Origin of the sequence: Lactococcus nasutitermitis, assembly GCF_018403765.1 — a bacterium.
GTDB lineage: Bacteria > Bacillota > Bacilli > Lactobacillales > Streptococcaceae > Lactococcus > Lactococcus nasutitermitis.
In genome coordinates this window covers 384,835-400,331 of record NZ_BOVQ01000002.1, presented here as the reverse complement: position 1 = coordinate 400,331, position 15,497 = coordinate 384,835, and the positions used below count along the sequence as shown (strand labels likewise).

The window sequence follows — 15,497 nt, the reverse complement described above, 5'->3', positions numbered from 1 at the left end:
AATTATTTTTCGCAAGGAATGATAAGTTTTGACTGAGATAAGTCAATATTGTAAGTGACATCACGATTATCACGAACAGTATGCTCGAAATCCGTGCTATACAAGAGAATGCGCAACTTATCATCTTTTTCTAATTGATAAATCGTAGGTTGCAATTTCAAACGGACAGTAAACCATTCATCTGCTTTAATCTCGCTAATACTCATCAAATTCTCATGATTTTGTAAGTTTAAAAAACCTTTGCTCATTACTTGATAAGGACTATTAACTAAAGGAATTTCACGTAAATCCTCTAATTGGAAATTGTGTCCACGGTCAATAGCTTTAAAGTCAAGTACCCGACTCACATCTGGCAAACGTTTTTTCTCACCAAAATCTAATAATTGGGCAGATAATAAACCTTTTGTATCATTTAATTTTAATCTTAACTCTAATTCAGCAGCTCCATTTAATAAAATAGAATCAGTCAACTTCAAATCAATGACAGCAGAATTTGCATTTCCAACAAACAAATCTTTCTTAAATTCATGAAAATCTTTGCTATATTTTTCAAATTTATCTGTTTCATAATGATTTTCAAAAGTTGCAATCGAAACAGATGTTTTTGCTAAAGGAAGTTTAGTTACTTCAACACTTCCCCAATCATCTACAGCTTTCCAAGATTGTTCTTTAGAATTTTCTTGCAAAATAATAGGAGGAAGATTAAGATTTAATTCTTTATCTAATAATTTTGCCACAAAATAATTATTTATTGCCTCAGAAAAGTCCAAAGATAACCAGTTATTGATATTTATATGCGCTCCGCGATGCAAGAAAATATGTTTTGCTACATCATCAGGGAGAGCTTTCCAGAAGTTATAAGCCTGTTCAGGAGTAACATTCCAATCCTGTAAACCGTGCACAATCAGCACATCCGCTTTTACATTTGCAATATTTGGTAAATAATTTCTATCATGCCAAAATTGATTGTAATCACCTGAAGTACGGTCCAAGGCAGTTGTCATTTCTGATAAAAGTTTAAGATGATTTTCATTATTTTTTAAGAAATCAGCGCCATCCAGATTTTTAGAATAAGTAAATTCAGCTAAAACATCCAAATCTTCCCCCGGAAAACCACCAGGTGAACGGACTAAGCCATTTTCACGATAATAGTTGTACCAAGAAGTGATACCAGCTTCAGCAAGAATAACTTCAAGTCCATCAATACCTGTTGTAGCAGCACCATAAGCCATTGTTCCAAGATAAGAACGCCCAGTCATTGCCACTTTTCCATTTGCCCAAGAAGCTGTAATTTCATGCGTTTTTTTACGATTAGTAAAGGCACGTGCGCGGCCATTGAGCCAATCAATAACTGCAGTCATCCCATAAATTTGTTGATAGTCACCAGAAGTTTGAAAACCATCAGAACCACGAGTACCAACACCTGCAACGTAGATAGACGCAAAACCACGAGCAAGAAAATAATCATTTAAAGAATAAGTCCAGCCGTGTGAGAAGTGCATTGTTGCTTCATCATCCACAGCTTTCTCATCTTTTTCATAACTTTCTAATTTAGGCAGACGATTTTCAACAGAAATCTCATGCTTTTCTTTTTCTGCGAGTTCAGTTTTCATTTCATGAAGTTGCGCATCATTTGCTTTGTCATTGGTTCCAAGATGATAAGGACTTGCGGTCATCACAACAGGAAGTTTTCCATCGTAGGAAGGACGAATAATTTGTACTTTGATTAGGTCATAACTTCCACGTCCGAGAGTATCGACAGAACTTTCCACCCAGACAGTTTCGCGTGTTAGATGTGCTGTATCAAAGCTGGCGAGAGACTTATCATTGAAAAAGTGATAGCGATTATCAACAGGCAGTAGCCCCTCTGAAACCCAATGCTCAACTAAAGTCATACCATTTAAACGCCGACTGGCAAGTAAAAGATAGAGAGCAGAAATAAGTTTTTCACTTTCCAACTCTCCAGCCACTTCAGGCAAATTTAAAGATTGAGCAAAATCATGTGCTTTCCCTATTTCAAAGTCAAAATTAACAGTAAAATCTAAAAGTTGCAAAGCAACTGTCCAAAAAATCTCCCAATCCAAATCTTCATCAGATTTAAAAAATTCTAGAACGTCAAGATTTTTAGTAGCTTGAAGTGCTGTCATATCAATCGGAGCAATGATAAGAAAATCTTTCAAAATCTTTTTTTCGCTCCAAAAAACTGACCAACGAAAGCCCAGACTATCTAAATCTTTGAGTTTATCAGTAAAACTCTTTTTAACAATAGAAAAGTGATTAAATTTCATTTATTTCCCCCTTAAAAAAATCGTGATAATATTAGACAATTATAGCAAATTTCACACAAACTTGCACATACTTTTTTATAGAAAAAACGCACAGCACTAAAGCTGAACGTTTTTAAGATGATTTTATTTGTTATGAGCTTCTTTATATTTTGCTGTTTGATAACGTCCGTGGATAAGAATATAAATAATCCAAACGATAATAACAGCAGGAGCGCTCAATAAGAAAAGATTACGGAAACCGACCATTCCTTTACCAAGCATTGGGATAATTGCACCAAGTATCATAGGACCGCCACCAACACCGAGGTCAAGGAAACCAAAGAAAGTAGAGGTTGCAACACCGATACGTTCAGGTTTAGCATCGCGAATGGCGACTGCTTGACCAAAAGGAGCAACACCACCATAACCAAGTCCAAAAGCAGCACCAGCAACCAATAGCAAGGCAAAGCCGACTGTTGCGTTAAAGAAGCCAGCTAAACCTACAAGAAGCATTGCGATAGCGTAGAAGACAAAGAGTGGGTGGAAAACCCAGTTATCACCTTTTGCATCAAACATACGACCAGTCAATGGACGTGAAATCAAAATAAGGATAGCGTAGAAGGTAAAGAATAATGAACCAGCAAGTGGGATTTTGAGGTAGGTAGAAAAGTCACCCATACCAGTCAAAATAGCAGAATCAATGAAACCAGCAAGGAAAGCAACGATAGAAATAGGTAAAGCTGCTTTTTCAAGATATTTATCTAAACCTTTAGGTTGTTTAGGAAGCTCAGTAGCAAGAACATCTTTGGAAACTTCTTTGACATGGACAAAGAAAATCATGGCAAAGGTAAGAACAAGCAATATAACAGCTAACATCAACAATACTGAAAAACCGTAATGTGAGTAGATTAAAATACTTAGAGCAGGTCCAAAAGCGGCGGCAATCGTAACAGACAAAGCATAATAACCAATTCCTTCACCTCGTCGGCTTGCTGGGACAACGTGTCCAGCGATTGTTCCAGAAGCAGTAGCGCCAATACCAAATCCGATTCCTTCAATCGTACGAATGAGGAAAAGGACAGGAACGCTATTTGTAAGGTAATAACCAAGGGTTAAAACAAGGAAAATGATACCTCCGACATAGAGAAGACGTTTCATACCAATGCGGATAACGACATTACCAGTCCAAAGACGACCGATTAAGGCGCCAATGACAAAAATACTAGAAAGTGAAAGGCTAACAACAGTAGATTGATGAAGCTCTTGCAAAGCATAAGTACTAATAGATGAAGTCAAAAGATAAAAGACTAAGTAGAATAAAAAGTTAATAAGGGTGTTGATGATGAAAGTAGGGGTAAAAATACTTTCTTTTTTCATAAGTTTCTCGTTTCTAAAAAATAAATAATAAATTTGGAGTTAAAAGTGCAATAAGAAGAAAATATTTTTTATTTTCCTCTAATGATGAGTGTGTCACAGGTTGCATGGTTAATAATGTATTGAGCGACAGAACCAACAAAGATACGTTCAATATAGCTCATACCAGTAGCACCAAGGACGATGAGGTCAACGTTTTCACGTTTTGGGATGGTTGTGCCCATCATTACTTTTGGAGAACCATATTCCAAGAAAGTAGTGACTTTTTTGACACCGGCTTGTTTTGCTTCATCGGCAAAGTCTTTCAAGAGCAGTTCAGCGCCCTTTTGGTGGTCTTCGGCAACGATTGTATCATAGGTTGCGATAGACTGGTAAGAGCGTAGTTCAATGACGTTGACCAAGATAAGTTCGGCATCATTACGAAGCGCAGTGGCAAGCGCGGTATCAAAGGCTTTTGTGGATTCTACAGAGCCATCAAGACCGACTAGGATTTTTTGATAATCATTCATATAATAACCTTTCTAAATATGAGTTTAAGAATATTTTCACTAGTAATTATACCCCTATTCTAAGCTAAATGAAAGAATTTTCATGAATGAAGCCGTTTTCTGAGAAAAATCTAATTTAACACCGTTTTCAGGGGGACTATATGAGTTTATTTTAATAAAAGAGGGAGAAATAGACCAAACATATTCCAAAGAATGTGGATAGACATATTCAGGTAAAAGTTACGATATTTTGCATAAAAAATAGTGAGAGTTAAACTCATCAAACCATAAGTAAGCCAACTATAAAGGTCAGTTGGCCCGTGCATAAATGCAAAAAGAACGGTAGCTGTGATAAAAGCGAGTTTTGGATGTTTTGCAAAAACAATCTCAAAAATACCTACACGATAAGTGAGTTCTTCAAAAAATCCAGCAAAAATAACTTGAAAAGCAAAAATCACAAATGGAATAGATGTTTCAAGTTGATTGAGTGCGGCTTGATTTTCCGTGGTGGCACTATGCGTGACTTGTCCGACAATTCCTGTGAGATAAGAAAGGATAAGAATGCAGAAAAATCCAATGATAATTTTTACTATTGGAAATTGCTTGAATGAAATTTTGGGTATAATTTCAGGCTTTCTTGCAATGAAATAAGAGATGAAAAGCGCAACGAAAAAGATGAGAAAGAAAATGGAAATGCTTTGTGTTGCATTAGGATGATGCGCTTCAGCCAGAAAGCTAGAAGTTATTGTAGGAAGTAAAGAAAGTACAAAGAGTGCAATCCAGCGCCCTTTGTTGTACACAAACAGAAGTCCTAGAAGATAAATAATCAGAGCTGTAGTGGCAAAATCCACAAGATTTTTTCCGAAAGAAAAGAAAGATGTGAAAAGTAAAACAGGAAATAAAAGCCAGAACCAGCGGTATTTTATAATGTGGTTAATCATGCTTTCATTGTATCATATAAGAGCTTGCGATGAATAAAATTAAAGTGAATTTTTAATCCGCGAGCAAATCTTTGATAATTTGACAAAAATTTGCGAAAATAAGAGAATAAGAAGTATGCAATTTTTCAGATATGAGAGATGGAAGTTAATTCGTTTCAAAGATAAAAAAATGTGCAAAATTATTGGAGGCTGCCGTGAGTGAAATTTTGAAAAGTATAACAGAAGTGATGCCTGTTTATCGTGTTTTAAATCGTGAGGAAAATTTGAACTTTTTCCGTGACGTATTAGGATTTAAAGTGCTGATGGAAGAAGGAGCAATGGTTTGGCTCGGAGGACATGAGGCTAAAAAAGCACATTTGCTCTTAGAAGAATCACCAGGATTGCGTTCTGCAAATGGTGCTAAAAAGCATGGATTGACAGTTATCAAGGCAAATCGTGAGGAAATCATACAACTTTTAGCTGGACAGTTGGAAAAAATTTCCAAAGTGTATCAGACAGAAACTGGCTATGCTTTTGAGGCAATTTCTCCTGAAAATGATGTTTTTGTGCTAACAGATAATGAAAATTCTCATTTGACAGAAATTGCGAAGTCAGCTATCAATTTTTCTGTACGACAAAATTTTACAGGTCTGTCAAATTTTGAAGTGGAAGAAATCAAGGTGAATGTTACAAATTCTGCAACTAAAGATTTTTTGACAGAAATTTTGGATGAAAAATTGACAGTCGCATCAACGAAAATTCTTTTTACAACTAGTGATGATGAAGATTTGAATGTTGCTTCAGATGAAACATTGGATTTGGAATTTTTGCGTTTTGGAGTTGAGAAAGAATTTGACCTCTCAGCCTTTGAAGAAAATTTTGACAAAACTGTCAAAAATTATTTAGACAAATCAGCAAGAACACTTGTATTGACAGCACCAAATGGAATGGAAATTTGGTTTGTAAAATGAAAAAAGTTTTTGACAGACTAAGAATAAATTCTCTAGCCTCTACGGCAGAGCTGTCAAAAATAAAAATAGCAGGTGAAAATAATGAGAAATGAACAACAAATCTTAGAAATGATAAATGACTATCAGGAAAATGAGATTTTTCCTGCTGCAAATTTTGCTGTTTTGGAAAATGATAATGTCAATGAATTCATTTCAGGTTTCTCATCAATTTTACCAGAGAAAAAATTGCTCCAACCCGATATGCACTGGGATTTAGCCTCTGTGACAAAAGTCGTTGGAACGGGGACAGTTGTGATTGATATGATTCTTGCTGGAGAGCTAGAATTAGATGCTCCATTGATAAAATATTATCCTGCATTTTCTCATTCTTCTATTAGTTTACGTCAACTTTTGACACACACTTCTGGGATAAATCCGTTCATTCTAAACCGAGATGAATTGTCAGCTGACGAATTAAAAATAGCTATAAATCATATTTCTGTCACTGATGACAAGACATTTCTTTATACAGATATCAATTTTATTTTGTTAGGATTTATGCTGGAAGAAATTTTTGACCAATCATTAAATGAGATTTTTCTGTCAAAAGTATTTGAAAAATGGCAAATGAATGAGACAATGTATGGGCCAGTAGAAAATGCGGTTCCCGCAAATTTGACAATTCCCGCTGGGACAGTTCACGACCCAAAAGCGCGTGTTCTCGGTGTTCATTGTGGCTCAGCAGGTCTATTTTCCACTTTGACAGATTTGTCAAAATTTGTGAAAGGATATTTTTCTGACGAAAAGTATTTACAACTTGTCAAAAATTTTGCGCAAGGCAAAAAACAACGAAGTTTAGCCTGGGATTTGGTGGGCGAACAGAAAGATTGGCTTTTGCACACAGGCTACACAGGAACATTTATTTTGATGAATTTACAAACAAAAAAAGCCGTCATTTTCCTATCAAATCGTGTTTATTTCAAAGATGAACGTGCAAAGTGGATTATTCAACGTGATAAATTAATTCAAAAATTCATAGAAAATCTGACTGATAATTGACATCAGTCTTTTTTATTAAGAAAAATTGGAAAAAAAGATGAAAAAATGGTATAATATACGCAAAATTTCAAAGAGAAATTGGCAAAAAAAGAGGAACGATAATGAGTAGAATGATGCCCGCAAAAGTGCGAAGCGAAGGAGTAGAACTCTATGAAGCAGGACTTTTGGCTGACCCAGTTGAAGCGGAATTCAAATTAACCGCGGACATTGATGGAGAACAAGTTATATATGACTTAGACGGCGCTCAAGATTATTGTTCTTGCGCAATGTTTCAACAAAATCACCGTTATTGTAAACATATTGCGGCGATTGAAGAATATCTGAAGAACGAAGAATTTCAAGAAAAAAAATCCGAGCGAGAAGCGGCAAAAACAGAAGAAAGTCCCTATGCAGAAAATACGCAATTTTTAGATATCATTAACGGCAAAAACCAGCTCAATTTTGGAACAGAACAATATTCCATAGAAATCCAAGTAGAAGAAAATGACCGACTTTATGACGTTTTTTCCTTGGAAGATTTTTTGTATTTTGACCTCCGCTTGCACAGTGACCATCTAGGACGTTCTTATGTTATCAAAGACATTCCCTATTTTTTACGTGTTCTAAATAATTCAGGACAATATTCTATGGGAAGTCATTATATCAATCTCTTGTTTGACAATTTTGACGAAGCAAGCCAAGATTTTTTAAATTTTTTATTAAAAATTGATAGAAAAACAGATGAAAATTTCATAAAATCCTTATTTGTCAAAAGTGGTCGATACCTTAATCTCCCTTATTTATATTTGGAAGAAGGAATGGATTTAGCAGCAAATTTGCAAAATTTCACGCTCAAAGTTGGGGGAAAACCGATCAATTATTTCAGTTTTGTTCCCCTAGAAGCGAGTGCAACCATTTTTCATTTTCGAGTAAAAAGTGAACGTGATTATATTGAGCTAAAAGGCTCAACAGAAGATTATTACAGCTTTTACGACGGTGCTCTCCTTTACTTTGACAATGCCTTTCATCAAGTCAATCCTGAGCAGCAGCGCCTCATAAAACTATTAGATAAGCAATTTCAACAAACAACAAGCATCAGATTTTTATATTCTGACAAGGACAAATTAGCGCAAGCTCTACAACAACTTTCAAGCTTTGCCGAGATTGAAGCGCCAAAATATTTTATTATTAAAAACTTTGAACCGTATTTCTCTTTTGATAAAATTGACGATGAAACATTGACATTATCTGTCAGCTTTGACTATGGAGATTTCAATATTGAAAGTTTTCATGACCTAGAAACATTAGATTTTTCACGAGATTTACGCAAAGAAGCAAAAATATTCGCACTTATGGAACGCTTTGGTTTTGCAAAAGCATTCAATAGTAGCATTAGCATTCCCAACTTACTTACAGAAAACTTTTTTGTAAATATCCTTCCTGCCTTTTCAAAATTAGGCGAAGTCATTCTTTCAGCGACATTACGCGCATTAAAAATGGACGAAATACCAGAAATTCTTATCGACCAACGTGGCAGTCTCTTAGATATTTCCTTTGATATGCCCAACGTTTCTGAAAATGAATTTACTGATGTTATCAAAAAACTTCAAGAAAATGCCACATATTTTGTAAGTTCAGATGGCAAATTTTACCTTTTTGATGAAAAATTCAATAGCTTAAAATCTGCACTACGTGAACTAGATGATAATTTCACAATCAATGGCAATCATCTTGAAGTCAATGCAAATCGCAGTTTTCAAGTGTCTAAAATTTTTGAACATATTGCAGGTACATCATTTTCAGAGAAATTCAAATCTTTTTACGAAGACTTAATTCACCCAGAAAATTATCCTTACGAAAAACCAGAGCATATCAAAGCAGAACTTAGACCTTATCAGGAAACAGGCGTTCGCTGGTTGAGTATGCTCAGTCATTATCAACTTGGTGGTATTTTGGCAGACGATATGGGACTTGGAAAAACAGTCCAAGCAATTACCTATCTTCTTTCAGTATTAAAAGAAAATGAGAATGTGTTGATTACGGCACCAGCCAGCCTGACTTATAACTGGGCAAGTGAGTTTGAAAAATTTACAGATACAATAGATTTTGTAGTCGTTGATGGGACAAAAGCCGAAAGAGATGCGATGATAGAAGCTAAGCATCAGATTTATATCACAAGCTACGGAAGCTTCTTAAAAGATGCGCCAGCCTATGAAGAAAAAGACCTTACCTATCTTCTTCTTGATGAAGCGCAAGTTGTAAAAAACTATAGCAGTAAAACAAATAAAGCACTTGCCAATCTCTCAGTAGAACACACAGTTGCTTTGTCAGGAACGCCACTTGAAAATCGTATCGAAGAAATTTGGGCAATTTTTCAAGTAGTAATGCCAGGATTTTTACCTCCTCGAGACAAATTCAACAAACTTGCACCAAACGTTGTTTCTCGTCTCATCCAGCCATTTATCCTGCGACGTAAAAAAGAAGATGTGCTGACAGAATTACCAGAAAAAATGGAAACAACAGTTTACAATGTCTTAGCAGAAGATCAAAAAGTAATTTATATTGCTCAGTTAGAGCTTATGCAACGTCAAGTGATGGCAATGGACAGCAAAGCACTTTCACATTCACGAATTGAGATTTTAGCAGGCATCACACGATTGCGACAAATCTGTAATACTCCAGCTCTATTTATGGAAGATTACAAAGGAAGTTCAGGGAAGTTAGAACGGTTAAAAGAACTCTTAGAACAAGTCAAAGATTCTGGGCATCGTCCACTCATCTTTTCTCAATTTACAAAAGTTTTTCCATTTATAAAAAATATTATGGACGAACTTGACCTCAGTTGCTATGAACTGACAGGCTCAACTCCTGTGAAAGACAGACTTTCTATGGTTCAAGCCTTTAATGCTGGAAGTCGTGATGCTTTTCTAGTATCATTAAAAGCTGGCGGTGTTGGTTTAAACCTAACTTCAGCAGATGTAGTCATTCTTGTTGACCTTTGGTGGAATCCTGCCGTCGAAGAACAAGCCATAGCACGTGCTCATCGTATGGGACAAAAAAATACAGTTGAAGTCATTCGACTTATCACTCAAGGGACGATTGAGGAGAAAATTATGGAAATCCAAGAACGGAAAAAAGACCTCATTGCAAACGTTCTTGAGGGCGATATCATTGATAAAACGCTAAGTGAATTAGAAATTCGAGAAATATTAGGGATTGGACTTCCCAAATGATAAAAAATAGGCTATAATGAAAATGAGACATTTTAGAATTATGAAGATTCTAGTCTAAAAAGTGCAAAAAAATACAATGAAAAATAGTAGGTTAATAGAATGGTAGAAAGAAGTAGAGTGACATTTCCAATTATTGGCGATGATGAAGCACTCCAAAAAGACACGCGCGTCATCTTAACCAATCGGCAAATTTTAACAAGAAATCCTAGTCTTCAAGATGAAAACTCTCTTGGAGAGACATCTAAAAATGAAACAAAAAAAACAGATGTAAATAAACCCTATCGTCCAAAAGTAAGCTACAGTAGCCAACATCGTCCACTCAATGGCATACATAGTGGTGTGAGTTCTTTTGATAAAATGCCTAAGAAAACAAGTGTTGATGAATCAAAAGAGCGTGCAAAGCGTGCAGCAGCAACTTTACCAGAACGTCCAAAAGGTTATGTTCATCCATTAGCGCGTGATAAAGAAGATTTGAGCGTTCGTCGTTCAAATTCTGCCATTTTGAATAAGCGTCCAGTCAATGATAATCCAATTCAGGATATGAAAAGACGAGGAATGAACCTATCAGATGCTATCAATCAATCTGAAAAACAAAAAGATTATAACCATGTTGCAAATGCACCAAAAGCAAGCAGTTATTTTGAAAATAAACGTAAAAGTATTTTTGACCGCGGCGTTGTATAAGACAACAGCTGCATGACTTTTATTTTATCATTCTGTGGAAAATCAAATGTAAAACCTTGTTGACAAGAGAAAAACTGTTGAAAGCAAGTCTAGTTATAGAGAGGAAAAACTGTCATTATTTTTGAGAAATGACAGGTCATTTATTATGGAAAAAAAATATCATTTTATTGGAATTAAAGGCTCAGGAATGAGTGCGTTAGCTTTGATGTTAAAGCAAATGGGAAAAGAAGTACAAGGTTCAGATTCTACAGATTATTATTTTACTCAGTATGGTTTGGAGCAGGCAGGGGTTCCGCTACTTCCTTTTGACGAAAAGAACATCAAACCAGACTATGAACTGATTGTCGGAAATTCTTTTAACGATGATAACAATGTTGAAGTTGCCTTTGCAGATAAAAATGGTTTTCCTTATAGACGTTATCACGAATTTTTGGGACATTTCATGGAAAATTTCACAAGTATTGGAGTTGCTGGAGCACACGGAAAAACGACAACGACAGGATTGCTCTCTCATGTTATGAGCAGTGCAGTTGATACTTCTTACCTTATTGGGGATGGAACAGGTCGTGGAAATGCAAACAGTAAGTACTTTGTATTTGAATCTGATGAATATCAACGTCATTTTATGCCTTATCACCCAGAATATACGATTATCACGAACATTGACTTTGACCATCCAGACTTTTTCCATGGTATCGAAGATGTCACAGAAACCTTCCAAGAATACGCTCAAAATATTTCTAAAGGAATTTTCGTCTATGGCGAAGATGAAAATCTTCGCAAAATCACAGCTAAAGCTCCTATTTATTACTATGGTTTTGAAGACAAAGAAGATTATCAAGCAAAAAATCTTATCCGTACAACACGAGGTTCATCATTTGATGCTTACTTCCGTGGTGAATTTTTAGGACATTTCGTTGTTCCTACTTATGGAAAACATAATGTTGCGAATGCTTTAGCAGTAGTTGGAGTTACTCATCAACTTGGACTTGATATGCAAGATATTGCAGACCATATGTTGACTTTCCGTGGTGTCAAACGTCGTTTTACAGAGAAAAAAGTTGGCGAAACGATTATTATTGATGATTTTGCGCATCATCCAACAGAAATTGAAGCAACACTTGATGCAGCACGTCAAAAATATCCAGACCGTGAAATTGTTGCAGTTTTTCAACCTCATACATTCACACGAACGATTGCTTTTGCAGATGATTTTGCAAAAGTATTGGATCATGCAGATACAGTTTATTTAGCTGAGATATATAGTTCAGCTCGAGAAGTAGATCATCATCAAATCACAGCACAGGATTTAGCAGATAAAGTTCGCAAGCCTGCACGTGTTATTAAAGCTGACAATGTTTCACCACTTCTTGACCACGAACGAGCAGTTTTTGTATTTATGGGCGCAGGTAATATTCAAAAGTATGAAAATGCTTTTGAAAAACTCCTTGGACAGCTTACAGATAATGTACAATAAATAAAAGAGTTTCCTTGAGATGGAAACTCTTTTTTTACAAAAAAAGTAGGAACTGCATAATAGCAATTCCTATAAAGGGGTTATGAAGAAATTATTTAGGGAGTAAACATATTATAAATGAAAAGGCTTAACTAAAACTTAAACAGCAAAAAAATTATAGAAAAATAGAATAAAAAGATTGACAAATTAAAAATAAGAAGCTATAATATAGAAAAAAGCTATAAAAGGATTATGCGATGAATTTTGGAAAAAATATTAAAAATTTGAGAATTGAAGCTAATCTTACACAGGCTGAAGTCGCAAATATACTAGGAATAAAGCAAAGTAGTTACGTATCATGGGAACAAAAAGATAACAACCCAACTTTAGAATTACTAAAAAAACTTTCCCAGCTTTATCATTGTTCAATAGAAAATATTATCGAAAAAAACGATATTCAAAAAGACGAAAAAGAGTTAATAAATAATTATCAAAATTTGAAGCAAGAACAAAAGCAAGCTTTGAAAGATTTTGCTCATTTTTTGCTTTTGCAAAACAAAGAGAAAAAATTATCAGAAAAAGTAGTTATTGAGTTAAAAACTTACAAACAAGAAGAACTTTATTGTGTGTTAGTTGAAGATGAGCAACTTTCAGCTGGATTTGGTAATAGTGTCACAAATACAAACACAAAATACAAAGCCTATACAGAACAACGATTATCTCGTTATGACGGAGCTGCGCGTATAAAAGGTGATTCTATGGAGCCAGATTATCCTGATTACTCTATCGCAACTTTTCTCAATACAGGATTTGATAGGAATGGTGAGGTTTATGCCATTTCTCAGGGAGACTTAGGTGATGAACAGCTTTATATCAAACAAGTTTTCCAAGAAGAAAATAGATTTAGAATTCATTCCCTCAATCCAAAATACAAAGATTTTTATTTAGATAGAGATGATAATTTCAGGATTATTGGACCAGTTATTGATAATTTTAATGAAATAGAAGAAGCACAGATTGAAGACTAAGAGTAGAAAGAGCAAAAAACAATGATAGAGTTTGTAAAACAAATTTTTCCATTTATCGGGATTGGAATTGCTTTTGCAGTAATGTATGAAGCTGTTTTATGGTTAAGTATTTATTTGGAACGAAAAGATAAACCCAAAAATGAAAAATTACTTTTTTTAAAAGAAAAAATAGAGCAAGAAAGTAAAAAAATAGCTTGAAAATATGAGTAAAGAGCTATTCGAGGTGTATTTATGTTAGAATTTCCACTTATCAATGATACTTCTCGCAAAATCATTCATATAGATATGGATGCTTTTTTTGCATCAGTTGAGGTACGAGACAATCCTAAATTAAAAGGAAAACCAGTGATTATCGCGCGTAATCCTTTGCAAACAGGAGGACGTGGTGTTGTTTCTACTTGTTCTTATGAGGCAAGAGCTTTTGGTATTCATTCAGCGATGAGTTCCAAAGAAGCCTATGATTTATGCCCGCAGGCTGTTTTCATTCCTGGAAATTATGAAAAATATACGAAAGTTTCTAAACAAGTGCGTGAAATTTTTGCGCGCTATACAGATAAAGTGGAAGCAGCATCTATTGATGAAGCTTATCTGGATGTTACAGATAACAAATTAGCCTCTCATTCAGCGATAAAAATTGCAAAACTCATTCAGCATGATATTTTTGTGGAACTTCAGCTGACTTGCTCTGCTGGAGTTTCTTACAATAAATTTTTAGCAAAAATTGCTTCAGATTATCAAAAACCGCATGGTTTAACCGTTATTTTACCGGAAGATGCAAAGAATTTCTTGGCAACATTACCCATTGAAAAATTTCATGGTGTTGGAAAAGCAACAGTTCCAAAATTAAATGAGTTAGGAGTTAGATTTGGTGCAGATTTACAAGCAATGAATCCTTTAGATTTAGCTGAACGTTTTGGTGTATATGGTTGGGAATTGTATTTAAAAGCGAATGGTATTCATAATTCTAAAGTTATAAATTCAAGGAAAAGAAAATCAGTAGGCAAAGAACGAACTTACGGGAAGTTGTTATATTCAACAGATGCTATTAAAGGAGAATTGGCGAGACTTTCAGAGATGGTTATGAAAAGCATGAGGGCTCATGATTTAAGGGGAAATATTGTTGTTTTAAAACTTCGTTATTCTGATTTCACGACTTTGACTAAAAGAAAAAACTTTGGAGAAAAAATAGTTCAAACTGAACAACTTTTTCAAATGGCAGAAGATATTTTTGATGAATTAGATTATAAAGAAAAATTAGGAGTAAGACTTTTAGGTGTGACAGTTAGTGGATTTGAACCGACATCAGAAGTATTAGATATCCAATGGACAAAAAAGGAATGAAAGGCAATTCTTTATAATTTTTGAGAAGGATATATAAAATACCTAAGAAACTGGAAATTTGGATGAGTAAAGCAAGTTGAATAAATGTGAGAGAAAAACTTGCAATAAATAGCCAGAGAAAGTCACCAGTACCAATTTTTATATTTTTAAACTCTGCAATCAGAGCTAAAATAATCCAAATGCAGTGCGAAATATTTAGAGGAAATAAAAGAAGAAAAATGATAGCGAACAAAATCCAAAGATTCAGAGGAAATTGGTGGGCACGATAATCAAAAATTGATGAGAGGATTGAAAAAAGTAGTGTTAAAAATTGTGGGAGTGTAAGGACGTTTTGCCAAGCAGCCAAAAAACAAATACCTATTAGAATTTCCAAGAAGATATAAAGAGGAGGAATTTTAACTTTACAGTGCCTACATCTATTCTTTAAAAATAGTTGTGAAAATATGGGAATGAGTTCCCAAAAGTGAAGTTTCATCTGGCAATGATTGCAATGTGAACGTCCCCATATGATAGATTCTCCTGTATAAAGTCTATCTATGACAACACCGAAAAATGAGCCAAAAACACTACCGATAATAAAAGCAAATAAATTTTCCATACTTATTAATACGTAAAAAAAGTTAAAAAGTTTCTTGATATGTAAGTATTGAAATGAAAAAAATATAAAATTAAAATCTTTCTAATGAAAAAATGAGCAAATCATTTTCAAAATCAGAAC

At 34.7% G+C, this 15,497-nt stretch carries 13 protein-coding genes; 8 read left to right on the top strand and 5 right to left on the bottom strand.

Features of this window, described 5'->3' with window-relative positions; all coding sequences use genetic code 11:
- Nucleotides 1-2: 2 nt before the first annotated feature.
- From KJS36_RS02415 to KJS36_RS02400, 4 genes are all read right to left on the bottom strand, one after another.
- Nucleotides 3-2,288, bottom strand: a complete 2,286-nt coding sequence (locus tag KJS36_RS02415) for a Xaa-Pro dipeptidyl-peptidase (protein ID WP_213533963.1) — start codon at nt 2,286-2,288, stop codon at nt 3-5.
- Nucleotides 2,289-2,411: 123 nt separating this feature from the next.
- A complete protein-coding gene (locus tag KJS36_RS02410; protein ID WP_213533961.1) occupies nt 2,412-3,644 on the bottom strand; it encodes an MFS transporter in 1,233 nt (410 codons plus the stop codon).
- Between the two features lie 68 nt (nt 3,645-3,712).
- Entirely contained in the window at nt 3,713-4,150 is a 438-nt protein-coding gene (locus KJS36_RS02405) for a universal stress protein (RefSeq protein ID WP_213533959.1), read from the bottom strand.
- 146 nt (nt 4,151-4,296) lie between these two features.
- Nucleotides 4,297-5,070 (bottom strand): CPBP family intramembrane glutamic endopeptidase, encoded by a 774-nt coding sequence (locus tag KJS36_RS02400; protein WP_213533957.1) that lies wholly within the window; start codon nt 5,068-5,070, stop codon nt 4,297-4,299.
- A 194-nt stretch (nt 5,071-5,264) separates the two neighbouring features.
- Between KJS36_RS02400 and KJS36_RS02395 the strand changes: the two genes are divergently transcribed.
- The 8 genes from KJS36_RS02395 (at nt 5,265) to dinB (ending at nt 14,779) form a co-directional block, all read left to right on the top strand.
- Nucleotides 5,265-6,020 carry a CppA N-terminal domain-containing protein gene (locus tag KJS36_RS02395; RefSeq protein WP_213533955.1) on the top strand — a complete coding sequence of 252 codons (756 nt, stop codon included), beginning with the start codon at nt 5,265-5,267 and terminating at the stop codon, nt 6,018-6,020.
- Between the two features lie 81 nt (nt 6,021-6,101).
- Nucleotides 6,102-7,058 carry a serine hydrolase domain-containing protein gene (locus KJS36_RS02390; RefSeq protein WP_213533953.1) on the top strand — a complete coding sequence of 319 codons (957 nt, stop codon included), beginning with the start codon at nt 6,102-6,104 and terminating at the stop codon, nt 7,056-7,058.
- Nucleotides 7,059-7,159: 101 nt separating this feature from the next.
- On the top strand, nt 7,160-10,270 hold the full coding sequence (locus KJS36_RS02385) for a DEAD/DEAH box helicase (protein WP_213533951.1): 3,111 nt from the start codon (nt 7,160-7,162) through the stop codon (nt 10,268-10,270).
- Nucleotides 10,271-10,369: 99 nt separating this feature from the next.
- Nucleotides 10,370-10,954, top strand: coding sequence for a hypothetical protein (locus tag KJS36_RS02380; RefSeq protein WP_213533949.1), 585 nt, complete (start codon nt 10,370-10,372; stop codon nt 10,952-10,954).
- Between the two features lie 145 nt (nt 10,955-11,099).
- Nucleotides 11,100-12,431, top strand: coding sequence for a UDP-N-acetylmuramate--L-alanine ligase (murC, locus tag KJS36_RS02375; protein ID WP_213533947.1), 1,332 nt, complete (start codon nt 11,100-11,102; stop codon nt 12,429-12,431).
- 236 nt (nt 12,432-12,667) lie between these two features.
- Nucleotides 12,668-13,438 (top strand): S24 family peptidase, encoded by a 771-nt coding sequence (locus tag KJS36_RS02370; RefSeq protein ID WP_213533945.1) that lies wholly within the window; start codon nt 12,668-12,670, stop codon nt 13,436-13,438.
- A gap of 21 nt (nt 13,439-13,459) precedes the next feature.
- Nucleotides 13,460-13,636: a hypothetical protein gene (locus tag KJS36_RS02365; protein ID WP_213533943.1), complete on the top strand. Its 177-nt coding sequence runs from the start codon at nt 13,460-13,462 to the stop codon at nt 13,634-13,636.
- Between the two features lie 33 nt (nt 13,637-13,669).
- Nucleotides 13,670-14,779: a DNA polymerase IV gene (gene dinB, locus KJS36_RS02360; protein ID WP_213533940.1), complete on the top strand. Its 1,110-nt coding sequence runs from the start codon at nt 13,670-13,672 to the stop codon at nt 14,777-14,779.
- On the opposite strand, the gene KJS36_RS02355 is transcribed toward dinB, so the two are convergent.
- Complete coding sequence (locus KJS36_RS02355; protein WP_213533938.1) at nt 14,721-15,377, bottom strand: prepilin peptidase; 657 nt, start codon at nt 15,375-15,377, stop codon at nt 14,721-14,723. The two genes, dinB and KJS36_RS02355, sit on opposite strands and share 59 nt — an antisense overlap.
- Nucleotides 15,378-15,497 lie beyond the last annotated feature (120 nt).